Genomic DNA, 22,299 nt, shown 5'->3' on the forward strand with positions numbered 1-22,299 from the left:
TCACACCGTCAGATGACCGGGGATGCGCAGATGCCTGCGCCCGACCTCGACGAAGAGCGGATCGCGTTTGGCCGCCCAGACTGCGAGGAAATGCCCGACCGCCCAGATAGCGAGGCCGACCAGCCAGAGACGCAGGCCAAGGCCCACAGCCCCCGCCAGCGTACCGTTCAGGATCGCGATGGAGCGCGGAGCGCCGCCGAGAAGAATATGCTCGGTCAACGCCCGGTGGACCGGGACGGAAAAGCCCGGCACCGCGTCGAGTTGCTCAAAGCCGCCCGCCATCAGATGAGCGCCCCGCCGCCGAACGAGAAAAACGACAGGAAGAAGCTCGACGCTGCGAAGGCGATGCTGAGACCGAATACGATCTGGATCAGCTTGCGGAAGCCGCCGCCTGTATCGCCGAAGGCCAGTGCAAGGCCGGTGGAGATAATGACAATGACGGCGATGATCTTGGCAACCGGCCCTTCGATCGACTGAAGGATGCTCTGGAGCGGCGCTTCCCACGGCATGGACGAACCTGAAGCGTGCGCGGCCGGGGCGAGCATCAGGCTGATGGTAACGGCGGCAACGGCTGTTGCCATGGCGCGGTAGCCGCGCGAAATCGTGCGGATCATGAAGGATCTCCTTTCGGGGTGGTTGCCAAAGTGACGGGATGCGTGATGGCGTAGTCGCCGTCGGGGCCGAGCCCATCGACGCGGGCGAGTTCAACGAGACGGCGGGCAGATCCGCGTCCGGCGAGGACGGCCACAAGGCCGATCGTCTCGGCGATCAGGGCGCGCGGCACCGTGATAACGGCTTCCTGGATGAGCTGTTCGAGGCGGCGCAGCGCACCGATACCGGAACCGGCATGGATGGTGCCGATCCCGCCGGGATGCCCAGTGCCCCAGGCTTTGAGCAGGTCGAGGGCTTCGGGACCGCGAACTTCGCCGATGGGGATGCGGTCGGGGCGCAAGCGCAGTGAGGAGCGAACCAGATCAGAAAGCGTCGCCACGCCATCTTTCGTCCGCATGGCGACAAGGTTCGGCGCGGCGCATTGTAGTTCGCGTGTGTCCTCGATGATGACGACGCGATCCGTGGTCTTCGCGACCTCGGCCAGCAGCGCATTGGTCAGCGTGGTCTTGCCGGTCGAGGTGCCGCCCGCGACAAGAATATTGGCCCGGGTGGCGACGTTCAGGCGCAGAACCTCCGCCTGAAGGCTGGTCATGATTCCGGCGGTCACATAGTCATCGAGCGTGAAGATAGCGACAGCAGGTTTGCGGATGGCAAAGGTTGGAGCAGCGACCACCGGCGGCAACAGTCCTTCGAACCGTTCGCCGGTCTCTGGCAGTTCGGCCGAGACACGCGGGCTACGGGCATGAACCTCGACCCCCACATGATGGGCGACCAGCCGGACGATCCGCTCGCCATCAGCGGCGGACAATCTCTCCCCCGTATCGGCCAGACCTTCGGAGAGCCGGTCCATCCAAATGCGGCCATCCGGGTTCAGCATTACCTCGACCACGCCGGGATCTTCCAAAAACCGGGCAATGGACACGCCGAGCGCGGTGCGCAGCATCCGCGCGCCACGGGCAAGCGTCTCGGGTTTCTGATGTGATGCGGTCATGGCGGCCCCGTGCATGACGGGGTGCGCAAAAGACGGACCCCGGATCGGGGTCGATTAAAAGAACCTGATTTAGGGCTGTTTCAACAGGCGTTTACGACCGTGCGGGCATCGGCGGCGGACGGCGGCAAATCGGAGGGGCAGCACACAGAAGGACAAAGCCGGCCTCACGCAGAGCAAGCGGTCATCCAAGGCCAGCCTCCGTGATAAACGGGGTCGGCGTGTTCTTCCAGTGAGACTGATCGGACGCGACGACGAGGATGCGTCTGGCGCGGGTCAGGCCTACATAAAATAGGCGCCGCGCCTCATCATAAGCCTCCTGCGTTGATGTCGAGAAATGCGGGATACTACCATTGTTCATACAGATCAGGGCGACGCCATCGAATTCGCGGCCCTTGGAATTGTGCAGCGTGATCAGCTTGAGCGCATGCTCGGGATTGGCGAACAGGCCCATATCGGAGATCAGCAGATTTGCGAGATCGACTTTACTGGCCTGCATGTCGGACAGCATTTCCTCGGCGGAATCGATCAGCGGCTGTTTGGCGCTGCCCAGCAACCATTCCTCGCATTCGAGATAGTCACCAGCCTCGCGGGCGATGGCGCGCAGCCAAGCGACGCCGCCGGTATGCTGGTCAGCAAGTTCGCGAGCGAGATAGATCAGGCCGAGCGCCACGCGGCGCCCCTGATAGCTGAACATGTCGTAGCGCGAGTTCCCGGTGAGATCACCGATGAGCCGAAACAGTGCCCGCTCGACACCCGGGAGTCCGAGGTAATTGCCGGCTTCGGCGCACGCTCCGAGCTGCTCGGCAAGTCCGGCAATCAGACGTCGACGCTTATAGGGGCGCGCACCCGGACCGAAGACCGGCACGTCGAATTCGCGGAGGGCGCGTGCAACGGGGATGAGATGCGTCCACCATGGCGCAAGAATCGCTGCCTTTCCGAGCGGGATACCGGCATCCTGCAGAGCGGGCAGGAAATGGTCGGTGATGGCCTCGATCGGTCGGCCGACATGGACGTAGTTCACTTGCGCCGCGAGTTGGGCTGCATCGCCCGCCGACTGCATCTCCGGCATCGTCGGGATGAGTGTTGATGCAGTGCTGACTATCGCCGGCCCGCATCGGAAGTTTCCGGTCAGAGCCGTGTCGCGATGCGCATCGATCTGATCGCCGAACTGCTCGGCAAGTTCGGGGCGAGCACCGGCAAAGCGCATGATTGATTGGTTCTGGTCACCGACGAGAAAGAAGCGGGTGTGAAGGAAATGCCGGAGCGCACCGAAGATAGCGATTTGGATGTCTGTAGTGTCCTGAAACTCGTCGATCAGTAGCCAGGCAAAGCGGCTCGCGATGCCGCGCCCGACGAACGGGTGCTGTTCGAGAATTTTCCACGAATAATAGAGAATCATCGCGAAGTCGAGGCATCCATGGGCGCGGACCCACTCCCAATAGAGCGCGGCGGATTCGCCGGTGACGATGCCAGTCTCGATACCCTGGCCGCAGGGTTCGCCGTTCACGTCGATGCGAAGCGATTCGTAGTCCTCGAAGACCTGCCCGGCCGGCATACGACCGAAAGCGTCCTCGACCGCCGTCACGATCTGCTCGAACAGGCTGTTTTCGCGGGAGAGCACCTGAAACGACGCCGGCACCTCGGGAATCAGCCAGCTATAGGGACGTAGGATGAATTGCAGGCAGAAAGCATGAATCGTGGAGATTTCACAGCGGTCCGCGATCGCGTTGCTGCCATAGGTACGCAGCCTTGCCTCGATCTCGTCGACTGCGGCATTGGTATAGGTGATGCAGCCGATGAATTGGGGCGTCCCGACAACCTGATCGGCCAGCGTCAACAGCTTAGCGAGAATGACCCGCGTCTTTCCGCTGCCTGGGCAAGCCGTCAGCAGAAGATTGCCGTCATGTTCGACCGCCTCGCGCTGTTCAGGAGTCAACCGGATCATTCGGTGAGCCATTCATAGGCCTGCTCGATATAGGGGGGCAGATCGGTCGCGAGATTAGCGTAGCGCGCTGCAATTTGTGCGAAACGCGCTTTGCCAAAGCGCTTGGCGGTATTGAGCGTGATACGGCCGAGCTCGACACGCAGCGCCGTCTCTTCGGCAAGGCCCAGTCCCCCGAGTGCGAGCGTTTCGAGCCCATTCTCCATCTGCGCAAGGATCTGCGGCGCGCCGAGAGCACGAACGGTCTCGATCAGCATCGGCAGGCGCCCGACCGATACCAGTTCGCGTTCAAAAGTAGTGGCGCCAGCGAATGTGGACACAAAGTCGCTTTCCAGAGCCGCCAGATCGGGGGCATCGGTTTCCGGGTCAAAGTCTTCGGCGTCGGACGGCTTCATGTCAGCATCGGCCACGATGGCGCATTTCTTCTCGAGTGAGCCGGCGCGGAACAGCTTGGCATAGACGTCGAAATGAACGCCATGAATCGCGATAACCGAGATGCCGAGCCGCTCGAGCTTCACGCCGTACACCTGCTCGATCAGCGCCGGGATCAGGAACATCTCGGCTGGTCCCTCGACCAGCATGACCTTGCGGGCGTAGAGCAATGCGCTCTTGGTTGCGTCGAGATAGCGTTCGAGATCGGCAATCTCTGGCACGGTCAGCGCCGCATTGAGCGCGAGATTGCCCGCAGCAATGGTCGCGTCCTCGCGCTTGGTGAGCGATACAACGCTGCTCAGCGGAACCTGTGAGGTCACCTGGGTGCTGTGACTGGTCAGGATGGTCTGCACGCCGATTGCGCGCAGTGCCGCGATCAGCGAGAATTGCAACTGGGGATGGAGATGTGCTTCGGGCTCCTCGATCAGGATCAACTGGCCGGCCGACCGGTTGAGCGCGATCCGTCGCTGTAGATATTCCATTAGAATCGCGATGTAGAGGATGTTGTTCATGCCAAGCCCGTTGCGGCCGGGTTCGAACGAGGCGAGCGATAGGTCCGACAGAATGATTTTCAGGTTGCGGATGATCGCACGGAAGGTCGCGGCGGACAGGCCGAGCGTGGCGTCCATTTCGAACGCAGGGCCAGAGACATCCTTGAACCGCGCGTCGATTGCCCCTGCTATCTCGGCGATAGTCGCCGAGTTCGCGATTGCCTGATTGGCCTGGTCGAGGATCGCAATCAGAGCATCCTGCTCGGCCGCATCGATCTCGAACGCCTCGATCAGGCGGATGAGCGGTGACTGGCGGGGATTACGCAGGTCGTTCTCGACATCGCGGAGCGCGGGCAGGTGAACAAGAAGATAGGACTGCAGGTCGGCGAAGCGCACAGACTCGCCGATCCCCTCATCATCCCAGGCAATGTCGGTGAGGTCGATCGCGGGATCACCGCCACCGCGGATTTCCCACTGATAGTCCTCAAGGGTCAGCGTCCCGGGTGCGATGTTGCCACTCACAAGCTGCTCTCGGATAGCCGGGCGCGGGCGAAAACGGTAGAATATCCGCGCTCGATCCGCTGCGGTCTTCCAGGTGCTGACCAGCGCCTCTTCGTTCACCTTGCCCTCGAACCCGGTTAGCTCAATGCCGATCAGAACCTGGCTTGGTTCAGTAATATCGATCGCGGAGTGGACGTCCTCTCGCAGCAGTGACCGGAAATTCGACGGCAACATATTGTCGAGACATATCTGGATCGCGCGCAGGATCGCTGTCTTGCCGGTATTGTTCTCGCCGATGATGCAGCACAGGTCATCAGCGACATTCACGTCCAGCGACGCAAAGGTACGAAAATTCTGAATTACAATCCGCGCTACCCGCATCATCCCCACCCAACTGTTCGGCGACGAAGTGACGCCCTGATGCTATCCGATTGAATTAGCAGCAAGGCAAATACAAGCACGTTCGCCAAGGTCGCACCGACTTTGATTATGGGGCGCATAGCAGTCATTAGATTCTGTTTTCACTGATCCTGCGGCGGCGATGCTGTTTCGCTGGCCAGCTGCTCCCCTGATATATCCCGCGAAAGCTCCTTCAAAAATCTGTCGCCTGTTGCCAGTTTGCGTCCAAGGGTCAGAAGGAAGCCTTCGAACCTTTCGTTCCCCTTCGCACGAGCTGATTCCTTCGCAGAATCCGGTAATGGCGGCGTTAGCGTAAGCCAGAAGTGGATAAAGAGCGAAAGCGTCTCTCCCAACACGGCAAAATCCTCATCCAGACCGTCGAACTGGCGCCCAAGCTTATCGAGTCGGCGCGACATGGCGGCTTCCAGCCGTTCGGTCGTGTCACCAGACAGGAAGGAGGCGACCGCGGCCTCGATCACTGCCGATTTGGAAACATTGCGGCGTAGTGCCAGGGCCTCGACCTGCTTCAGTAGATCGGGAGAGAAGTAGACATTCATGCGGGTGCGGGTGGTCATGGCTGTATCCCCTCTTAAAGCTCGATGCCGTCGCCGGGATCGAGTGACGCTTGCCGCGCCACCATGCGCATCCGCTGACGCATGGCTCGGGCCTTGCCGGCATCGACATCTGGTTCATCATTGAGGATGTCGAACTCCTGCGATGGGGATGGCGGTGGCGGGATGATTTCCTCATGTTCGGGCAGTTCCGGCTCACGGCGGATACCTGCATTGGCGGGATCACCATCGACCTCGTTCGCGCGAGGCCCACTGGTGGCGGTCGCTGGCACGATAAGGCTCGTCCAGTCGTCTGACGGCGACGTGGCAATCTTCGTCGGCTGTTTGCGCAGATCTGGCGGCGGCAACACCCGTTCCTGAAACCGCGCATCGGCATAGTAGCGTGCCTTGGCCGCCCGGATTGGCGGGACGCCCGCGACCATGACGATTTCATCGGTAGGCGGAAGCTGCATGATTTCGCCGGGCGTCAGTAGCGGCCGTGCTGTTTCCTGTCGTGAGACCATGAGGTGCCCGAGCCAGGGCGCGAGGCGATGACCGGCATAGTTGGTGGAATCGCGCATTTCGGTCGCCGTGCCGAGCGCATCGCTGATCCGTTTGGCGGTGCGTTCATCGTTTGCGGCAAAGGCAACGCGCACATGGCAGTTGTCGAGGATGGCGTTGTTCTGACCATAGGCGCGCTCTATCTGGTTGAGCGATTGCGCGATCAGGAACGCTTTCAGCCCATAGCCGGCCATGAAAGCCAGTGCGGATTCGAAGAAATCCAGTCGTCCGAGCGCCGGAAACTCGTCCAGCATCAACAGGAGGCGATGCCGTTTTCCGGACGTTTCCAGTTCTTCGGTCAGCCGCCGCCCGACCTGGTTGAGGATCAGGCGGATCAGCGGCTTGGTGCGGTTGATGTCGGATGGCGGTACGACGAGATAGAGGCTGACAGGGTCTTTCGCCCCGACCAGATCGGCGATGCGCCAGTCGCAGCGTTCTGTCACGCGGGCCACGACCGGATCTCGGTATAGGCCGAGAAAGGACATGGCGGTCGACAGCACGCCGGATCGTTCGTTCTCGCTCTTGTTGAGCAGTTCACGTGCCGACGAGGCGATAACCGGATGCACCCCGGCTTCGCCCAGGTGCGGCGTATCCATCATCGCGCGCAAGGTCGCCTCGACCGGACGGCGCGGATCGGACAGGAAGCTTGCAACACCTGCCAGCGTCTTGTCCTTCTCGGCATAAAGAACATGCAGGATCGCGCCGACCAGCAGCGAATGGCTGGTCTTTTCCCAGTGGTTGCGCTTATCGAGACTGCCTTCGGGATCGACGAGGATATCCGCGATGTTCTGCACATCACGGACTTCCCATTCGCCCTGCCGGACTTCCAGTAGCGGGTTGTAAGCTGCGGAAAGGACGTTGGTCGGATCGAAGATCAGTACCCGGCCGTGACGGGAGCGAAAACCCGCCGTCAGGTTCCAGTTCTCGCCCTTGATATCATGAACGATGCAACTCCCCGGCCAGGTCAGCAGCGTCGGCACGACGAGACCGACCCCCTTACCCGATCGGGTGGGAGCGAAGCAAAGCACGTGTTCTGGCCCGTCATGGCGCAGATAGTCTTTGCTGTGCCGGCCCAGCACAACGCCATCGGGGCCGAGCAGACCTGCGGCATGGATTTCCTTATCCTCGGCCCACCGGGCGGAACCATAGGTCGCGACGTTGCGCGCTTCCCGCGCCCGGATGATCGACATGAGGAAGGCGGCAGCGATGGCCATGACCGCGCCGGATGTCGCGATGATCGCGCCCTCGGTGAAAATCCCAGGGGCATAGGCATCAAAGGAAAACCACCACCAGAAGAAGGCTGGAGGATAGTAGACAGGCCACCCCATGACATCGAACCAGGGATTGCCGAGCTGAGGTTGGAACCCGAGCCGGAACGCCACCCATTCGGTTGCGGCCCAGACCGCCACCAGGACGATGGTGAACACGACAATGATCTGGCCCCAGAGGATCCGGCCTCCACGCATAAAAACTCCGATCGGCAAGAGAGACGGAGCCGATCAGAGGATAGGCAATTCGCGGGAAGCAACAGGAAAGGCCCGACGGGGGAACTACCGGATATCAGCGGCGGCAAATAGGACAGATCAGATTCCCAGGCCACGCGACCGGCCGAGTTGCCACGACACGGATCCGCCCTGCACGACACCAGCCACCTCGCGGCCAAGCTGGCGGTCTATGACAGGCCGCCATGGCACAAGCGTGAACTCACGACTCTTCTCGACCACGGCGAACTTGCCGCTGGATAGCTGCGCGGTCCCCGTGAACTTGCCGCTGATATTCTCGCCATCGGCAGCCGCCCGGAACGGTAGCCCCTTGCTCTCGGCCAGCTCCGCTCCGACGCGGGCCACTTCCCTTTCGCGCAGTGTGGCAAGCAAATTGCGACGATAGAAAACACGCCCTCCTTGCTGACGGTTTGCATCGCCTTGTTCGATGTGATGTTCACGGCGCTGATCCATTGCCTCGCGCACCTGCTGCCCGAATCCCGCCGGGGCAAGATCCGAGGCATCCTGCGTCATCAGCCGCCGATCAAGCCAGGTCGCGCCATCGGCACCAATCTGCTTTTCTACATCAACGGTCGAGACGACACGGATGCTGGCCTGCCGATTGCGACCGGCATCATAGGTCGCGGCACGGCTCGCAAAGTCCTCGGGGATGCGCCATTGGTCGGCGTCGATGCGCTCGACGATCCCGGCGCGGCGCAGCGCCTCAAGTCGTCGGACATGGGAATCCACATAGCCCTCATAATCCCCGCCCGGCACCCGCCCCTCGAACCTGGCCTGTTCAAGATGACGGCTCGGCCGATAGAGGCCGTCTTCGGCGATGGTCGCTATGGTTCGATCTGATGGGCGCGCTGCCGTATCGGCGGGACCGACCTCAATGATGCTGCCGATCCGGGCGTCCTCGACGCGGGCCGGGTCTATGCCGGGAACATGATGCGTGCGTCCGTCGATACCGTCCACCACCAGAGTCAGCTTCTCGCCCATCTCGTCGGTGAGATATTTGTCCACGACGCGGCCTGTGATCGGGACCGTTGGGGCTGCATCGTGAAGCTGAAATGTCATCGGGTCACGCTCCAGCCCATCCGCCTTCAGCGCCTTGTGCATGTTGCGGATGATGTCGCCGCGCTCGCCCAGTTCGCGCAGCGCCGGTTCCATCTTTGCACCGAGTTCCCAGACGCCGGGCGCGTGTTCGGTGGCAAGCCCCATTTTCTCCAGTCTCGCGAGACGGCGCAGGCGCAGGGTCCGGTTGAACTGACGGCGGGGATCGTCGGGTTCGTGGCGCAGATCGAGCAAGCGGTCGTCCGCCTCCGCCGTCATCGCCCGGTCGATGCGGGTGAAACGGTCCTGGTCTATCTCTGTCGACAGCTTACGGCTCTGCTCGATCTCGGTGACAGGGCCAAGCTCCAGCGTGGCCAACTCGCTCGCCCGCTCGCGGATGCCGTTGGCGAGATAGTCGCCATTGATGACGAGGTCGGCCCCCTTGTCGTCACGGCCATTGACGATGACATGCACATGGGGCTGGCCGGTATTGTAGTGATTGACCGCCACCCAATCGAGCCGGGTGCCAAGGTCGGCCTCGATGCTGCTCATCAGATCGCGGGTGTGTTCGGTCAGATCGGCAAGATCCACGCCATCCTCGGGCGAGACGATGAAGCGGAACTGGTGACGATCATCCCTGCCGCGATCAAGGAAGGCTTGCGGCTCGGCGCGGTCATCATTCGCGGAATAGAGCTGGCCGCGCTCGCCATCACGCGATGTCCCATCCCGCTGGATATAGCGCAGATGGGCGGCGGCCTTGCCGTTCTTCCCGGCCTGCTGGACATAGCGGGTTTTGACGACGACGCGGCGCACACCCGCCGTACTATGGCGCCACCCACCCGACAAGCTGCGAGCACGAACAAAGGATGCGCCGCGCCCCCGCTTGATGCCCGGTCCACCGGCACCGGGTGACGCCTTCCCACTCTTACCGGCCTTGCCGGAGCCAGAGCGGGGCGAATATCGGGAATGGGCATTGCCCTGCTGGCGGGCGAGCTTCTTCGCCTGCGTCAGAAAACTCTTCGCCTTGCCCGCCTTGGGCGTGTCGGATCGAATGCGGCCGGGCTTCGGACGAAAGCGGTTCTCGTCGTCGTCGCTCATCGGCAGCGCATCGGCAAGAATAGCCGGAAACCGGTCATTTCACCGCCGTAGTGCCGGTAAAAACCTAGTAAAACCAAGGGATTGCGAACAATCGCGGCACGCGATGCCCAAAACCGTGGTGCCGCCTGCGGCCCCGCTAACCAGTGTGCAGACAACAAGAATTTCCGGAACTGGCGCGGTGAAGTGCCATGTTCTTTTATCTTGCCCTCCGCCCTTCCTTCCCTTTTTGCCATTCCTGCCGGGAATACTGCCAGGCGTAAACCTGCCTGACTGCACACCGGAACCGGACCAAAAGAGCGCAGTAGCGCCATGCTCATGGCGCATCTCCATCGCTCGCTCGGGCCACGAATATGCTGCCGCCTTGCTTATCCGCATCGACAGGATCACGCACCGGAACGGATGCGCGAGCGTCACGCGACGGCATATTGGCCGCAGCCCCATAGTCACCGGATCGCGCGACGAACAGCGGAGCTTCGCGCCAGTCTGGTGGTAGGGGGGGCGCGCTTGTCGGCGCATCTGGCGCCGCTGCGCCGCCGAGAAGTGGTGCGAGCGTGGCGATATAGGTCCGCGTCTCGGCGGGCAGAACGCGGCCTGTCGCGAGATGCTCGTCATAGCGGCCGGGACCAGCATTGTAGGCGGCGAGCATCGCCGCCACATTACCGTAGCGGTCCCACATCTCACGCAGATAAGCTGTCCCCGCAAGGATGTTGTCGCGTGGATCATAAGGATCGCGGCCGAGACCATGGCGGATGCGCAAGCCCGCCCATGTGCCGGGCATCACCTGCATCAATCCCATGGCGCCCGCCGACGACACGGCGCGCACATCGCCCGCACTTTCTATGCGCAGAACAGCGCCAATCCAGTGCTCTGGAATGCCGAAGCGCTGCGACGCCTCGGCAATGAACCCAGCATGCGGATGCGCGGAAACAGGCGCAAGTTGCGGCGTCAGCGGCGTCACCTGAGCAGTGGCGTGCGGCACGCCGCTGCCAAGCGACAGCAAGGCCGTGAAGAGAAGAAAGGAATGGGATCGCATGACCTCAATCCCGATCTTCACGCGCGCGCGGACGATTCCAGTGCAATGACCAGGACGTACCCGCATCGTCGTCACAAAACAGGTTGGCGCGGATCGGCTGCGGCAAGGCGGGATCGTCGAGCAGCACCGAAAGATATTCGCCGGCCTTTTCTCCGGTACGTGTCCATGCCGCCCCAACCTCCGGGCCATCGGCATCACCGTCATGAACCCGATAGGCTGGCGCGTTTTCGGCATTCGAATGTTCCGCAGGAACAAGGGTAAGTTCGCGGGAGAGCGTGAGGGTGTAAACGCGCCCGGTAAAGCCGGCTTCATCGCGCGTGAACTGTCCGATCTGTGGCATGAGAAGTCTCCTGTGGTTGATGGTTGGGGGTGGGTTCAGTGCATAGCCGCGCGCCATTGGAAGCGGCCGTCGTCTTCCTCATCGGTCCAGAGCGGCAGCGCCCGGCCAATGATGGAACTGGTGGGAACGGGGCCGAAGTAACGGCCGTCCAGACTGTCGCGAGTCTCCCAATTCATGAGGAAGAGTTCGCCGTCGCGGATGACGCGGCAACCCTGCCAGACCGGCAGATCGCGGCCCATCCGGTCACGCTCAAGCGCGTCGCCCATTTCCACGTTATCGACGGTGATGGTCGCGCCGCTGCGGCAAACACGCTGCCCCGGCAGGCCAAGAACGCGCTTCAGAAGCGGCACGCCGCGACCGATATAGCCGCGCTCGACCATGAACTGCTCCAGCGGTTCGGGCGGCATGAGAGCGACCAGTTCGGGCACGTCGAGCGCGTCGGCGGTCTCGATGGTGTAGAAACCGATGGGTGCGCTGGCTGTGGCGTTCCAGATCAACCTGATTGGCAGATCGGCGACCACCGTGGCGATAAGACTGGCGGCGGCCAGCGACGCCACAGCAAGGACATGGCGGCGCCTCATGGCGCGATTCTCCGGCGGCCGATCCACGCGGCATGGCGCTGCGGGGTATAGGGGTTTGGCTCCTGACCCGCGCTCAGGCGGTTGTGGACATGCCGCCAGTAATCCGGGGCTACGTCAGCGGGATCGACGCTGAGCGCCTCCACGGCGTCGATCCCGTCCAGCGCCCGCTGCACCTTTGGCCAGCCATCGATCCGCAACAGGATCTCGCCGCCGGGGCGAACGAATGGAACCGTCTGGAATGGTTCGCCGCGTCCGATGGCGCGCAGGATGTCGAGACGCGAGACGATGGTGCCGTAATCATTGGAGGCCCAACGGACAAAGGCGAAGACGCTGTCGGGCGCAAAGCCGACGATGCTACGGCGGCGGTCGATGATCTGCTCAAAGCTCTTGCGGCCGAAGCGTATCCAGTGCTCGACCTTCTGCTTCTGAAAGGTCAGCTCGACCAATGTGGTGAACGGCGCCGGCCCGTCCGGGAGCGGACGGTCATGCGCATGGCATGCCATCTTTCCGGTCATGATTGATCTCCTGCGGTCGGTGGAAACTCGCGATCGAGCAGCGCGCGGAGCATGACGGCGACGGTGATGCCGCGCCGGAAGGCGGCGACCTTGATGCGCCCGCGCAGATCGGGGGTGATGTCGATGGTCAGGCGGGCGGTGAACGCCGCGTCGGCGCCTTTGGCGGTTGGCGGTGCATCCGCTGCCCTGACCCAGCTATCGGGATCGCCCGGACGCGATACGAAGCGGGCCTTGGGGGGAGGACGTGTCATGCCCGTGCCCTCCCGATCCCGAGGCCGTCGATCTCAGCCGCAAGCGCCGCCATCTCGCGCATGGCGCGCACCCCGCTGTCAGTCTCGGAAACGAGACGTCCGGTTTGGGCGCTCTCAGCGAAAGCAACGCGCTGACCGATGGTGGTAGTAAGCAAGGGCGGATCGTGATCGGCCAGCGTTTCGGCTGTCAGCCTGGCGATGACAGTGCGCGCGCCGCAGCGGTTGAGGACGAAGCGTGCGGCGAGTTCGGGCCGATAGATCCGCGCCTCATTCACCAGCGCCAGCATCTCTGCCGACGCCCAGCCGTCGAAAGGCGATGGTTGGACCGGGATCAGCGCCAGGTCGGCGGCGAGCAAGGCAGAGCGCATGAGACCGGCGACACGCGGTGGCCCGTCGATTACAACGACATCAGCGTCACGTACCAGCTCCGGCGCTTCCCGGTGCAACGTGTCGCGGGCCAGGCCGATAACGCTGAACAGCCTTGGCAGCCCTTCATGGCTGCGCCGCTGCGACCAGTCGAGCGCGGAGCCTTGCGGATCGGCGTCGATCAGAATGACGCGCTGCCCCTTCGCAGCCCAAGCTCCTGCGAGATGCAGCGCCAGCGTGGTCTTGCCCACGCCGCCCTTCTGATTGAGGAGAGCGGCGATCATCTGCGCCCTCCCGGCTTGCCAGGAGGACGTTTGGGGGTGTTCGTTAGCCTGAATGACCCTTGGTTTGCAGGGCTCAGCTTGCCATTGCGCGCGCCCGATCTGAGGGCGGCTCCGGCCCTCGCGATGAGCTTTTCCACATCGCGTCGCCGCTCTTCAAAGTTAGATTCTGTGTTAGATTCTAAGTTAAGGGCGCGATTTCCGCTTTTATTACCGTTGGATAGGGGCTGTTTGGGTTCCCGATAGCACGAGCCATGGGTTCCTGATGGCACGATAGTGCGGGTTCCTGATAGCACGAGGCCATCCACAGGTTTTCCACAGGCAGGAACAGGCTCAAAAGCGAGCAGCATCCGGCCTCCGGTTTCGACCTCGGCGAACAGAGTATAGCCGGGCAGCGGCTGCCGGCGGATAATGTCGCGCAGCTCGAACGCGAAACGCTTGAACGGCGACAGACTTCCCGATTTCTGGTGCAGGTGGCGGAAGTCGAACCGCCAGCCATTTTTCTGGCGTCCGCCATGCTTGCGCACGAGACGATAGAGCCAGCGGTCGAGCCCGCCGGTCAGATCGAAATAGGCCCGGTCGATGGTGAGGATCAGCGCATCGTCCAGGACAGCACTGTAGAACCAGTCAGGAACAATCATCTCAATGCCGTCCGAGCGACCATTGGCATCGGTTCGTTCATGCCATTCGTTGATCCACGAAAAACGATGGCGCCGTCCGTTGGCGGGCTGGCGGATCGAGGTTGCGACCGTGGTCGATTGCAGCCGGTCGAGCGCGGCTTTCAGCCGCTGATAGTCCCGCTGCGAGGTTCCGCGCCCTGTAAAGGTGAGGATTTCATAGGGCGTTGCTGCCATCAGGCGCGATGTGCGCAGGCCTGCGTCTCGCGCCTCGACAATCTGGCTGGCGGCCCAGATCAGAATATCGGCGTCCCAGATCGTCGCCATGCCGTGGTCGGGAACAGCTTCGACGCGGATCGAGACATTGCCCGCGGTAAAATCAATCGGGCGAATGCGGTGTGATTTAGAAAGGGAGAAGAAGGGATAAGCCATGAGATCCTGTGCGTCTCGTGGTGCAAATTCACCGGGAAGCGCCCGAAACAGATCGAGTTGGCCGCGTTCCGAGCCGGATCGGTGCTGGGGTGCCATGAGGAAACTGCAGCCGCGTTCAGCGCGTAAGGCGTTTGGGCGCGGTGAACGGTGCCTCCGGCAGAGGTTTCGCCGGGAGGACCTGTCCACGCGGATCGGACGTGGAAGTAACCGCTCCCCGCGCAACCCAGGCCGCCAGATCCTCGACCGAATAGACGACGCGGCCGCCGAGCTTGTGATAGGCAGGCCCGGTTCCGTAGGTCCTGTGCTTTTCCAGCGTGCGGGCCGACAGGCTGAGGAAGTCGGCGGCCTCCTTGGTGCGCAGGTAGCGTGGCGGCAAGGCGGCGAGATAGGGTCGCATGGGGCGGGCCTCCGTGGTTGTGCAGGATGCCGCTGACGATCAGCGGCGTGTCATGCGCACGGTGGCGAAGGAGCCTCGGCATGGGGGATGAGGAAGATCGAGGGGGTGAAATCCTCACCCCCAACCTGACGACTGGCGTCAGGGCTTGCGGCGATGGCGCAAGAGGTCGTGATAGCCGCCATCGATGAGCGCGGCGGCGGACCGGACAAGGGCGATGACAGATGCGCGCAAGGCCGATGTCTTCCACGGCTCGGCCCGAACGCGGTCCTCTCCGTAGATCGCGACGGCAATCTCGCGATAGGTGGCCTGATTGGCGTTGCCGTCTGCGGCTTGCATCATCAGGCGGAAGCGCCGGCGCTGATACGGCGTCATTCTGGGGTCTCGGCGTGCCGGTTTCGCGGCGAGCATGTGCCAGAGCCTGAGAATGGCTTCGAGTCGGTCCGGCAGATCGCCGTCCAGCGGCAGGATGATCGCGGGCCGAGCATCAGGGCTGGTATCAGCCAGGATCAGATATTGGCTGTCCCCGTCGCGGCATACGCTATATGACCCCTCGGGCCCGCTGATGACCTCAACAATATCGACGGATAGCGCGGCCGGCGAAGGGGAAAGAAAATCTGGGGTGGTCCCGAGCATCAGCACGGCCGGATTGGCAAAGACCGACCAGATGACCGGTTGCTCGAGCGCGGAATGTTGGGGGTCGGCCGGGAAATCGCAGACCCCAGCGACGCTGGGTATCATCCGAAAGGGGAAGATGACCAGCGTCTTGTGATACAAGGTCATCGAAGCTGGCTTGATAGGCCGCGTTACGGCGTAAGCATTCCCACGCGGCCCCCTCGACGGGCAGCGCATCGTAGAATTCATATTGGTTCTGGTCTCGCCAGCGGGAAGTATCCGGCTTCATGACTCCGCTCCTGGTTGAAATTGCACAGGTGGAGCGTGAAAGGATTGCGGCGTTCCTATACGGAGGGAAGCCAGATAGGCGGCATGGAGCGATGCCCTCAGGGCATCACTCTGGCGTCAGCGCCGAGGTCAATCGCGATCCGTCGGACGGCGGAGCAGTTGGCGATAGCCGCTCTGCGTCATCCAGCGCGCCCGTGCCAGATGGCTGTCATGGACTTGCCTTGCCCGCTTGGGTTCCTGAGCAGGGTCGATACCGAACAGCACATCGACGGCTTCGGTCCATTCCGCGCCATCGTCGGCGGCATCGAGTAGCCGCATATAAAGCTTGATATGCGCGCGATCATAGTCGGTGAGCTCGTTGCTGACGGGCGCAATGTCGTCGAAGGCGGGGGCCACGGATGTCATGTCGAGGATCGCCGCAAGACACAGGCCGCCGGTGCAGATCGATGATGGCGTCTGCGCCAATCAGCCGTCGTAGCTCTGTCGGTGCTTCTTCTCGTCTTCGCCATGAACCAACAACACTCCTTGCCCGCGATCCGTGGACAAGAGAACGATCCCTGCTGCTTCAAGCGCCCGGCGCACCTGATCCCGCGTTGTCTCATACACCTCGAGCCCGCTCTCGGACTCAAGGCGCTTCAGGGCAGTCAGTGATGTTCGGGCCTTGTCAGCGAGCGTCTCCTGCGTCCAACCCAGTAACGCGCGTGCGGCCCGCGACTGTCGAGCGGTGATCATGCATGATCACCTCCCATCGCGACCGGCGCGCATTCCAGAACTACGGCTATTTTAGTCGCTCTTGCTCAATCCGCCACATAAATTCGACGAATCTGGCCAGAAGCTTATTTGCGCAGGGCAAAAGGCAGCCAGCCTGATTCGTTTGCATGCCGGGGCGCACGGCACGTTCCTGGTGTCGGCGCTGATCAGACGCCAAATGATCCCTAAACGATACACGGATTATGACAATGATATGTTTAGGCATCACGTCCTTGGCGTTCCCCATAGAATATGATATGCATTCAGATCAATGTCGCAGAAATGATCCGCAAAGGCATCACATGAACATGGAAGCAGAAGCTTTGGGGGCGATCGGCGACCATTTTCGCCGCGCCCGACTGGCCGCCAGACTGACCCAGGAGCAGGTAGCCGATCTGGCCGGCATATCGCGCCCACGCTACCGCGATGTTGAAACCGGGGCGGCGGCGGCGCGCACCACGACCCTGATCAATATTGCCCGCGCGCTCGGCCTGGAAATGATGCTGGTCCCCCAAACGATGGTGCCCGCCATCGAAGCGCTCTTGCACCCGGAGACCGAGGATGATCGCCCAGCCTTCAGCCCGCAACCGGAGAGCGACGATGACAGCCATCCGCACCGCTGAGACCATCCCGTCACTGGACGTGTTCCTGAACGATGTGCGGGTTGGCACGATCGTCAGAACGCCGGGTGACTTCAACGCCTTCAGCCTTGACCCGGCGTACCGCGCCACAGGGGGCAACCCGGTTCTGAGCTTGTCGTTGCGGGCCGCTGCGGGGGGCCTGCGCAAAGACCCGCGCCCGGTCGCAGGCGCGTTGCCGCCGTTCTTCGCCAATCTCCTGCCCGAAGACCGGCTGCGCGAGGCGATGGAAAAGCACCACGCCGCCCATGTTCGACCGGGCAATGATTTCGATCTCCTCGCGGCTCTAGGCGAGGACCTTCCAGGCGCAGTCCGGGTTCTGCCCAGTGACGGCCAACCGGGTGCCGCGAAGGTGGCGTCCCCGGACAAGCCGAAGGCGCGCTTTTCGCTGGCGGGCGTGCAGATGAAGCTTTCGGTGATGAAGAATACCGGCAAGGGCGGCGGCCTGACCTTGCCGCTCGGGGATGGCGAAGGGCAGTATATCGCCAAGTTCCCGTCCACGGCCTTTCCAGGCGTGTCGGAGAATGAGTTCGCAAACCTTGCGCTTGCCGAAGCCATCGGCATGGACGTGCCCGAGCGCGAGCTGGTCGGTCGCGACCAGTTCGAGGGTATTCCTGAAGAGTTCGAGACACTTGCCGAAGGGTTGGTCCTGCTGGTGCGGCGCTTTGATCGTGGAGCCGATGGGCAGCGCATCCATATCGAAGATTTCGCGCAGGTCTTCGGCCTGTATCCGGCGCGCAAGTATGACGGAGCGGCCTCTCACGACATCGCATCCGTGCTGAACGTGGCGATCTCGCCCTTTGCCGCCCTGGAGTTCGTCCGGCGGCTGACCTTCTCGGTGGTCATGGGTAATGGCGACATGCACCTCAAGAACTGGTCGCTGATCTATCCGGGCGATGGCAGCGCGCCCGCGCTTGCGCCGATCTACGACATGCTTTCGACCGTTCCCTATATTCCGGCCGACGGGTTGGCGCTGTCGCTCGGCGGTGAGCGGGTATTCAAGGCTCTGACACCGGCACGCTGGAAGGCCTTTGCCAACCGGGCACGGCTTCCCGAGCCGGCCGTCCTCAAAGCTGTCGCCGAAACGGTGAAACGCATCGATGCGCGGTGGTGGACCCTGCCAGAACGCGAGGCTGTTCCCCCGGCCGTGTTGGAGCGGATCGACGCCCATGTGAAAGCCATGCTTCCGATCCTGACCGACTGAGCCGATTTTGCTCGGGCAAATGCCCGTGGGCGAACTGGTCTTTCCGCCAGACATGGGAAGGCCCCGGCCTTGCGACCGGGGCCTTGTGCCCGCGTCAGTCGCCGCGGCGACCGTTGGGGCGGGACCAGATGAGCGAGAAGGTCTCGCCGTCTTCCTCGTCGAAGAGGTTGGCGTAGATCGGGGCGTTGAAGCTCGGATCGTCCAGCTTGAGGCCCAGATAGTCGCGGCCCTCGCTGGAGCGCTTGGACCAGGCGGCGCCGATCTCGGCGCGGCCGACCAGGACCCGGTGGCTGGGGGCGTTGTCACCGGTGGCGCGCAGGTCGGGGATGATGCGCACGCCTTTGGCCTGAACGCTGAGGGTGACGATTTCGCCGGTGAATTCGTTCGAGCCGGTCTTCTTGAAGGTGCCGATGGTTGCCATTGTAAGTCTCCGTTTTCCGTTTCCGAGCCCGCACCATTGCGGCCTCGATGGCGATCGACCGGCCGGAGACGAACGCTGGCGCACCCCCGTTTGCGGGGGCTGGACAGCACAGGAAAAACTTTCTTGTTCCGCGAGGAATGGCGGCAAACCCGGGGTCCCCATGCGGCTTGCCGCATGGGGTGGGGCCGTCAGGGGAAGAAAGTTGTGACGACGCTGTTGCGCTAAAGCGATCGAAGCGCCCCGCGCTGCTCTTCGGCCAGATCAGGCCATTGAAGAGGCCGTTTGGAGCGGTCGAGACACGGGGGTTGAACGGAGACATGCCGACCTTGGAGGCTCCATCAGGATAACCAGACCGACCGTACCGGCCCTTTTTTGTCACCCTGCGTCTCAGGCCATACGCATCTCTCTTTCCGGCCTGTTCCACCGGCATTGCCCCAACCGGGTTCTGGTCATGCCACGAACGCTGGCGCTGACCGTTCTGCGCTCCTATGGGTCGCGTCTGTGCCTCACGCTGCTCCGATGCTTGCCCACTATTTACCGCCATATTCGTGACGAAGATGGAAGATGATCCGTATCGCTTCTGGTCGTCATCAACGGATCACTGCGGTTCAGATGCGCGCAAGGTTCCCGTCCGCAGGGTAGGTTGCCGTAAGACGCAGAGAACCTGTCACGCCTAAGGCAGGGCAGCTATGCGGGCCGCTTGCTGCGGCGTCGCACAATATCTACTTTTGGCGGGATGGGAACTGGCGGGTTTAGGTTATGATCTAACAAGATCGGACTATGCTTGTTCGACCAGTTTGTTCATAAAATTGCAGGTTGGCGCAATTAGGGGGATGCCGCGGTGATTAATAACAAGCTGCTTAAGCGGTTCGACGAATTATTATGTCAGGCTGTGGACCTGGAAGCGACAAAACAGCATCGGCAGGGTGCCATGTCCGATGGCGATTATGTCGACAACGACCTCTATCTAGCGTGGAAAGCCAAGGCGAAGAATCTACTGGTTCTCGCATGTGGAGAACAGTCTGAACATTACAAAGCTTTCACCTCGAATGAGAAGGGCAATTACGGCACAAATGCTCAGATATTGATCAACCTCAAATCACTGATAGCTGGTGCGAAGGAAGACTATGCCGGAGGATATTGTAGTTCGGCACGGTCACTGATCCAAGCAGAGGTGTTCGATAGTGAGCTGGATCAAGCTACGGAGTTGCTGAACAACGGCTATCATCCTGCCGCTGCTGTGATCGCTGGGGTGGTTCTTGAAACTACGATCCGTCAGATGTGCGACGAGGAAGGTATTGTCCATGGGAAGCTGGACAAGATGAACAGCGATCTTACGAAGGCAGGCCGATACAATGTTCTCGTGCAAAAACAGGTGACTGCGCTCGCAGACCTGCGGAACAAGGCCGCCCACGGTCAGAACGATCAATTCAGCAAGGATGATGTGAACAATATGATCGCTGAGATCAGCCGCTTCGTGGCGGAACGAGTCTAGTCCCGCAAATCGGGTATACCTGTGCAAGTTCTTCGTTCGTGATGCCGCCACCAGCGATAACGTCTTGAAGGGCAATTATTTGAAATGCACAAAACTCGGTTGCTGAGGCGATGACGCCGCGAATGCACCAGAAGGTTAAGGTCGCTATCGAGCGGACGCTATGGCCTGCGAACGGCAAAGAAGCGGTCGCGCAGACATGCGGCGGGAATTAACCAATTGGGGCTGCTATGTATTCCTCGCAACTAAGCTCGGCATTTCATGTGCCAGTGAGACTACAATCCGCTGGCCCGGTTACCGCCATACCCGCGACGCGCAGAAAGGCCGTCATGCCAACCGCTATCGCGCCGACCACCGCGAACATGAGCTGCCAGGTCTCGGACGGCATCATGTGTTTGACGATACCGAGCGTCGCATGAAACCCGGCAACACCAGCCGGTGCGACAAAAGCCAGCGCGATTAACAGCCGCGCCCAGATCGGGCGGATCAGCATGAGCAGACACTGACCGACGGCCAGTGTCAGACCGGCGGCGACGAGGCCAACGAAAATCGCACCAAGCCAGCCAGCCCCCGTGCCATAGGCCCAGGTGCCTGCGTTGAGGCCGATGAAGAACGGCAGGGCAAAGACGGCGAGGTTGAACAGCAACCAGCACATGGTGCCGATGGCCGCGATGGACACAAGGATTCCGAGAACGATCATGGTGGTGTCTCCGTGCAGGGGATTGAACGGTTGCGCCTTCCACCACCACCATGGCGCAAAGCGGAATATAGCATGAACATGCCCGCCTGCGCGAGCCGGAATGATCGGTGGTTTCGACTATCCGGCTCGTGGGACGTGGAAAGGCAGCGCTCACGCGCTGCCCGTTCCTAAGCGATAGACCGGGATGCCCATCTTGCGGGCCTTGTCGGCGAGGTTTTCCTGAATGCCGGTGCCGGGAAAGATGATGACCCCGATCGGCAGGGTGCCAAGCATCTGATCATTGCGCTTGAAGGGTGCTGCCTTGGCGTGCTTTGTCCAGTCGGGCTTGAAGGCGACCTGCGCGACCTTGCGATTATTGGCCCAGGTGGCCGCGATGCGCTCGGAACCTTTTGGCGATCCGCCATGCATGAGCACCATGTCCGGGTGCTTGGCATGGATCTGATCGAGCTTGGCCCAGATCGTCTTGTGATCGGTGGTGTCGCCGCCCGAAAAGGCGATCTTCGGTCCGGCGGGCAACAACACCTCGTTGTCGGCCCGGCGTTTGGCGGCGATGAAGTCGCGGCTGTCGATCATGGCCGAGGTCATCTGGCGGTGGTTGACCCGTGATCCCGAACGCTGTGACCAGGGCGTGCCGGTGGTGCGCAGATAAATGTCGGCGGCGGTGTCGCGGAAGGTCTCCATGCTGTCGCGGCGCTCGATCAGGCTTTGCCCCGCGCCGATCAGGGTCTCCAACTGGACGGATTTGACCTCGCTGCCGTCCTGTTCGCGCTGAAGGCGCTTCTGTGCCTGCTCGTTATCGTCGAGCTTGCGTTCGATACGCTCGACGCCGCGGTGGAAAGTGTTGACGGTGGACCAGAGGATTTCGTCGAGGTCGAAATCGAGGCTGGTGTCAGCCATGGTGGAAATCAGGGCGTCGAAGATGTCAGAGACTGCGCCCTGGATGACATTGTCTTCGGGCGTGATCCGGGGATCGGCCTCGTCCTCGGTGGGGCGGTAGCCATAGAGTTCGAGGTCTTCGATGACATGGCCGGTCGGGGATGTGCTGTGATCGGGTTCAAATTCGTCATGTGTGCCCATGGGATGCGTCCTTCGGTTGGACCGCGACCGTCGCGGCCTTCATGGCGACGACAAGCCCACGGGCGCTCCGGTCTGGCAGCCCGAGCCCTTTGCGAGGGCCTTGATGGCAAAGCCCGGCTGATTTGTTTCGCGCTGTAAAGGCGGGGGAGACGGGGTCCCCACGCGACTTGTCGCGTGGGGTGGCGGGCC

The 22,299-nt window shown here is 62.0% G+C and carries 27 protein-coding genes; 3 read left to right on the top strand and 24 right to left on the bottom strand.

The window, feature by feature from the left end; genetic code table 11:
* The 21 genes from HNP73_RS04680 to HNP73_RS04775 all read right to left on the bottom strand — a co-directional run bounded on the left by HNP73_RS04680 (position 1) and on the right by HNP73_RS04775 (position 16,560).
* Positions 1–282 (bottom strand): VirB3 family type IV secretion system protein, encoded by a 282-nt coding sequence (locus HNP73_RS04680; RefSeq protein ID WP_184147439.1) that lies wholly within the window; start codon positions 280–282, stop codon positions 1–3.
* Positions 282–614 carry a TrbC/VirB2 family protein gene (locus HNP73_RS04685; RefSeq protein ID WP_184147440.1) on the bottom strand — a complete coding sequence of 111 codons (333 nt, stop codon included), beginning with the start codon at positions 612–614 and terminating at the stop codon, positions 282–284. Before HNP73_RS04685 ends, HNP73_RS04680 begins: the two co-directional genes overlap by 1 nt.
* Positions 611–1,555 carry a P-type conjugative transfer ATPase TrbB gene (gene trbB, locus HNP73_RS04690; protein WP_425486623.1) on the bottom strand — a complete coding sequence of 315 codons (945 nt, stop codon included), beginning with the start codon at positions 1,553–1,555 and terminating at the stop codon, positions 611–613. The genes HNP73_RS04685 and trbB overlap by 4 nt, the downstream gene beginning before the upstream one ends.
* A 229-nt stretch (positions 1,556–1,784) precedes the next feature.
* The gene (locus HNP73_RS04695) at positions 1,785–3,548 is read right to left on the bottom strand and encodes a UvrD-helicase domain-containing protein (RefSeq protein ID WP_184147442.1); all 1,764 of its coding nucleotides are present in this window, start codon (positions 3,546–3,548) and stop codon (positions 1,785–1,787) included.
* Positions 3,545–5,353: an ATP-dependent nuclease gene (locus HNP73_RS04700; protein WP_221288177.1), complete on the bottom strand. Its 1,809-nt coding sequence runs from the start codon at positions 5,351–5,353 to the stop codon at positions 3,545–3,547. The genes HNP73_RS04695 and HNP73_RS04700 overlap by 4 nt, the downstream gene beginning before the upstream one ends.
* 137 nt (positions 5,354–5,490) lie before the next feature.
* Positions 5,491–5,943: a ribbon-helix-helix domain-containing protein gene (locus tag HNP73_RS04705; RefSeq protein ID WP_184147443.1), complete on the bottom strand. Its 453-nt coding sequence runs from the start codon at positions 5,941–5,943 to the stop codon at positions 5,491–5,493.
* Positions 5,944–5,957: 14 nt separating this feature from the next.
* Positions 5,958–7,946, bottom strand: a complete 1,989-nt coding sequence (locus tag HNP73_RS04710; protein ID WP_184147444.1) for a conjugal transfer protein TraG — start codon at positions 7,944–7,946, stop codon at positions 5,958–5,960.
* Between the two features lie 117 nt (positions 7,947–8,063).
* The gene (locus tag HNP73_RS23880) at positions 8,064–10,115 is read right to left on the bottom strand and encodes a relaxase/mobilization nuclease domain-containing protein (RefSeq protein WP_343063201.1); all 2,052 of its coding nucleotides are present in this window, start codon (positions 10,113–10,115) and stop codon (positions 8,064–8,066) included.
* On the bottom strand, positions 10,112–10,432 hold the full coding sequence (locus HNP73_RS04720) for a hypothetical protein (protein WP_184147445.1): 321 nt from the start codon (positions 10,430–10,432) through the stop codon (positions 10,112–10,114). Before HNP73_RS04720 ends, HNP73_RS23880 begins: the two co-directional genes overlap by 4 nt.
* Positions 10,429–11,148: a lytic transglycosylase domain-containing protein gene (locus tag HNP73_RS04725; RefSeq protein ID WP_184148037.1), complete on the bottom strand. Its 720-nt coding sequence runs from the start codon at positions 11,146–11,148 to the stop codon at positions 10,429–10,431. Before HNP73_RS04725 ends, HNP73_RS04720 begins: the two co-directional genes overlap by 4 nt.
* Positions 11,149–11,152: 4 nt before the next feature.
* Entirely contained in the window at positions 11,153–11,488 is a 336-nt protein-coding gene (locus HNP73_RS04730) for a DUF736 domain-containing protein (protein ID WP_184147446.1), read from the bottom strand.
* 35 nt (positions 11,489–11,523) lie between these two features.
* Positions 11,524–12,069: a S26 family signal peptidase gene (locus HNP73_RS04735; protein WP_184147447.1), complete on the bottom strand. Its 546-nt coding sequence runs from the start codon at positions 12,067–12,069 to the stop codon at positions 11,524–11,526.
* Positions 12,066–12,584, bottom strand: coding sequence for a DUF2840 domain-containing protein (locus HNP73_RS04740; RefSeq protein WP_184147448.1), 519 nt, complete (start codon positions 12,582–12,584; stop codon positions 12,066–12,068). Before HNP73_RS04740 ends, HNP73_RS04735 begins: the two co-directional genes overlap by 4 nt.
* Positions 12,581–12,835 (bottom strand): ribbon-helix-helix protein, encoded by a 255-nt coding sequence (locus HNP73_RS04745; RefSeq protein WP_184147449.1) that lies wholly within the window; start codon positions 12,833–12,835, stop codon positions 12,581–12,583. Before HNP73_RS04745 ends, HNP73_RS04740 begins: the two co-directional genes overlap by 4 nt.
* Positions 12,832–13,485 carry a ParA family partition ATPase gene (parA, locus tag HNP73_RS04750; protein ID WP_184147450.1) on the bottom strand — a complete coding sequence of 218 codons (654 nt, stop codon included), beginning with the start codon at positions 13,483–13,485 and terminating at the stop codon, positions 12,832–12,834. The genes HNP73_RS04745 and parA overlap by 4 nt, the downstream gene beginning before the upstream one ends.
* Positions 13,482–14,531: a replication initiator protein A gene (locus tag HNP73_RS04755; protein WP_246399518.1), complete on the bottom strand. Its 1,050-nt coding sequence runs from the start codon at positions 14,529–14,531 to the stop codon at positions 13,482–13,484. Before HNP73_RS04755 ends, parA begins: the two co-directional genes overlap by 4 nt.
* A 115-nt stretch (positions 14,532–14,646) precedes the next feature.
* On the bottom strand, positions 14,647–14,928 hold the full coding sequence (locus HNP73_RS04760; RefSeq protein WP_184147452.1) for a helix-turn-helix transcriptional regulator: 282 nt from the start codon (positions 14,926–14,928) through the stop codon (positions 14,647–14,649).
* A 138-nt stretch (positions 14,929–15,066) separates the two neighbouring features.
* A complete protein-coding gene (locus HNP73_RS04765; RefSeq protein WP_221288179.1) occupies positions 15,067–15,561 on the bottom strand; it encodes a DUF2285 domain-containing protein in 495 nt (164 codons plus the stop codon).
* A complete protein-coding gene (locus HNP73_RS24055) occupies positions 15,497–15,829 on the bottom strand; it encodes a transcriptional regulator domain-containing protein (RefSeq protein WP_221288181.1) in 333 nt (110 codons plus the stop codon). The genes HNP73_RS04765 and HNP73_RS24055 overlap by 65 nt, the downstream gene beginning before the upstream one ends.
* Before the next feature lie 128 nt (positions 15,830–15,957).
* Positions 15,958–16,293 carry a DNA -binding domain-containing protein gene (locus tag HNP73_RS04770; RefSeq protein ID WP_425486615.1) on the bottom strand — a complete coding sequence of 112 codons (336 nt, stop codon included), beginning with the start codon at positions 16,291–16,293 and terminating at the stop codon, positions 15,958–15,960.
* Complete coding sequence (locus HNP73_RS04775; protein ID WP_184147453.1) at positions 16,294–16,560, bottom strand: helix-turn-helix domain-containing protein; 267 nt, start codon at positions 16,558–16,560, stop codon at positions 16,294–16,296. It abuts the gene before it with no gap.
* A 320-nt stretch (positions 16,561–16,880) separates the two neighbouring features.
* Here HNP73_RS04775 and HNP73_RS04780 point away from each other — a divergent pair, with 320 nt between their 5' ends.
* Complete coding sequence (locus HNP73_RS04780; protein WP_184147454.1) at positions 16,881–17,201, top strand: helix-turn-helix domain-containing protein; 321 nt, start codon at positions 16,881–16,883, stop codon at positions 17,199–17,201.
* Entirely contained in the window at positions 17,179–18,420 is a 1,242-nt protein-coding gene (locus tag HNP73_RS04785; protein WP_184147455.1) for a type II toxin-antitoxin system HipA family toxin, read from the top strand. Before HNP73_RS04780 ends, HNP73_RS04785 begins: the two co-directional genes overlap by 23 nt.
* Before the next feature lie 94 nt (positions 18,421–18,514).
* Here the strand turns inward: HNP73_RS04785 and HNP73_RS04790 are convergent, their stop codons facing one another.
* Positions 18,515–18,841 (bottom strand): DUF736 domain-containing protein, encoded by a 327-nt coding sequence (locus HNP73_RS04790; protein WP_184147456.1) that lies wholly within the window; start codon positions 18,839–18,841, stop codon positions 18,515–18,517.
* A gap of 841 nt (positions 18,842–19,682) precedes the next feature.
* Between HNP73_RS04790 and HNP73_RS04795 the strand changes: the two genes are divergently transcribed.
* The gene (locus tag HNP73_RS04795) at positions 19,683–20,336 is read left to right on the top strand and encodes a hypothetical protein (protein WP_221288184.1); all 654 of its coding nucleotides are present in this window, start codon (positions 19,683–19,685) and stop codon (positions 20,334–20,336) included.
* Between the two features lie 256 nt (positions 20,337–20,592).
* Here HNP73_RS04795 and HNP73_RS04800 read toward each other — a convergent pair whose 3' ends face one another.
* Positions 20,593–21,033 carry a hypothetical protein gene (locus tag HNP73_RS04800; RefSeq protein WP_184147457.1) on the bottom strand — a complete coding sequence of 147 codons (441 nt, stop codon included), beginning with the start codon at positions 21,031–21,033 and terminating at the stop codon, positions 20,593–20,595.
* Positions 21,034–21,183: 150 nt separating this feature from the next.
* Entirely contained in the window at positions 21,184–22,110 is a 927-nt protein-coding gene (locus HNP73_RS04805; protein ID WP_184147458.1) for a DUF2493 domain-containing protein, read from the bottom strand.
* Between the last annotated feature and the right edge of the window lie 189 nt (positions 22,111–22,299).

This window comes from Amaricoccus macauensis (genome assembly GCF_014201905.1).
Classification (GTDB): domain Bacteria; phylum Pseudomonadota; class Alphaproteobacteria; order Rhodobacterales; family Rhodobacteraceae; genus Amaricoccus; species Amaricoccus macauensis.

What these genes read in the sequence shown, in the direction of transcription:
- HNP73_RS24055 (WP_221288181.1), bottom strand. Translation starts at nt 15,829, where the DNA reads ATGAAGCCGGATACTTCCCGCTGGCGAGACCAGAACCAATATGAATTC.
- HNP73_RS04765 (WP_221288179.1), bottom strand. Translation starts at nt 15,561, where the DNA reads ATGCTCGGGACCACCCCAGATTTTCTTTCCCCTTCGCCGGCCGCGCTA.
- HNP73_RS04755 (WP_246399518.1), bottom strand. Translation starts at nt 14,531, where the DNA reads ATGGCTTATCCCTTCTTCTCCCTTTCTAAATCACACCGCATTCGCCCG.
- HNP73_RS04780 (WP_184147454.1), top strand. Translation starts at nt 16,881, where the DNA reads ATGAACATGGAAGCAGAAGCTTTGGGGGCGATCGGCGACCATTTTCGC.
- HNP73_RS04720 (WP_184147445.1), bottom strand. Translation starts at nt 10,432, where the DNA reads ATGAGCATGGCGCTACTGCGCTCTTTTGGTCCGGTTCCGGTGTGCAGT.
- HNP73_RS04745 (WP_184147449.1), bottom strand. Translation starts at nt 12,835, where the DNA reads ATGACACGTCCTCCCCCCAAGGCCCGCTTCGTATCGCGTCCGGGCGAT.
- HNP73_RS04725 (WP_184148037.1), bottom strand. Translation starts at nt 11,148, where the DNA reads ATGCGATCCCATTCCTTTCTTCTCTTCACGGCCTTGCTGTCGCTTGGC.
- HNP73_RS04735 (WP_184147447.1), bottom strand. Translation starts at nt 12,069, where the DNA reads ATGAGGCGCCGCCATGTCCTTGCTGTGGCGTCGCTGGCCGCCGCCAGT.
- HNP73_RS04730 (WP_184147446.1), bottom strand. Translation starts at nt 11,488, where the DNA reads ATGCCACAGATCGGACAGTTCACGCGCGATGAAGCCGGCTTTACCGGG.
- HNP73_RS04695 (WP_184147442.1), bottom strand. Translation starts at nt 3,548, where the DNA reads ATGATCCGGTTGACTCCTGAACAGCGCGAGGCGGTCGAACATGACGGC.
- HNP73_RS04705 (WP_184147443.1), bottom strand. Translation starts at nt 5,943, where the DNA reads ATGACCACCCGCACCCGCATGAATGTCTACTTCTCTCCCGATCTACTG.
- HNP73_RS04785 (WP_184147455.1), top strand. Translation starts at nt 17,179, where the DNA reads ATGACAGCCATCCGCACCGCTGAGACCATCCCGTCACTGGACGTGTTC.
- HNP73_RS04760 (WP_184147452.1), bottom strand. Translation starts at nt 14,928, where the DNA reads ATGCGACCCTATCTCGCCGCCTTGCCGCCACGCTACCTGCGCACCAAG.
- HNP73_RS04775 (WP_184147453.1), bottom strand. Translation starts at nt 16,560, where the DNA reads ATGATCACCGCTCGACAGTCGCGGGCCGCACGCGCGTTACTGGGTTGG.
- HNP73_RS04790 (WP_184147456.1), bottom strand. Translation starts at nt 18,841, where the DNA reads ATGGCAACCATCGGCACCTTCAAGAAGACCGGCTCGAACGAATTCACC.
- parA (WP_184147450.1), bottom strand. Translation starts at nt 13,485, where the DNA reads ATGATCGCCGCTCTCCTCAATCAGAAGGGCGGCGTGGGCAAGACCACG.
- HNP73_RS04680 (WP_184147439.1), bottom strand. Translation starts at nt 282, where the DNA reads ATGGCGGGCGGCTTTGAGCAACTCGACGCGGTGCCGGGCTTTTCCGTC.
- HNP73_RS04710 (WP_184147444.1), bottom strand. Translation starts at nt 7,946, where the DNA reads ATGCGTGGAGGCCGGATCCTCTGGGGCCAGATCATTGTCGTGTTCACC.
- HNP73_RS04700 (WP_221288177.1), bottom strand. Translation starts at nt 5,353, where the DNA reads ATGATGCGGGTAGCGCGGATTGTAATTCAGAATTTTCGTACCTTTGCG.
- HNP73_RS04800 (WP_184147457.1), bottom strand. Translation starts at nt 21,033, where the DNA reads ATGATCGTTCTCGGAATCCTTGTGTCCATCGCGGCCATCGGCACCATG.
- HNP73_RS04685 (WP_184147440.1), bottom strand. Translation starts at nt 614, where the DNA reads ATGATCCGCACGATTTCGCGCGGCTACCGCGCCATGGCAACAGCCGTT.
- HNP73_RS04805 (WP_184147458.1), bottom strand. Translation starts at nt 22,110, where the DNA reads ATGGGCACACATGACGAATTTGAACCCGATCACAGCACATCCCCGACC.
- trbB (WP_425486623.1), bottom strand. Translation starts at nt 1,555, where the DNA reads ATGCTGCGCACCGCGCTCGGCGTGTCCATTGCCCGGTTTTTGGAAGAT.
- HNP73_RS04740 (WP_184147448.1), bottom strand. Translation starts at nt 12,584, where the DNA reads ATGACCGGAAAGATGGCATGCCATGCGCATGACCGTCCGCTCCCGGAC.
- HNP73_RS23880 (WP_343063201.1), bottom strand. Translation starts at nt 10,115, where the DNA reads ATGAGCGACGACGACGAGAACCGCTTTCGTCCGAAGCCCGGCCGCATT.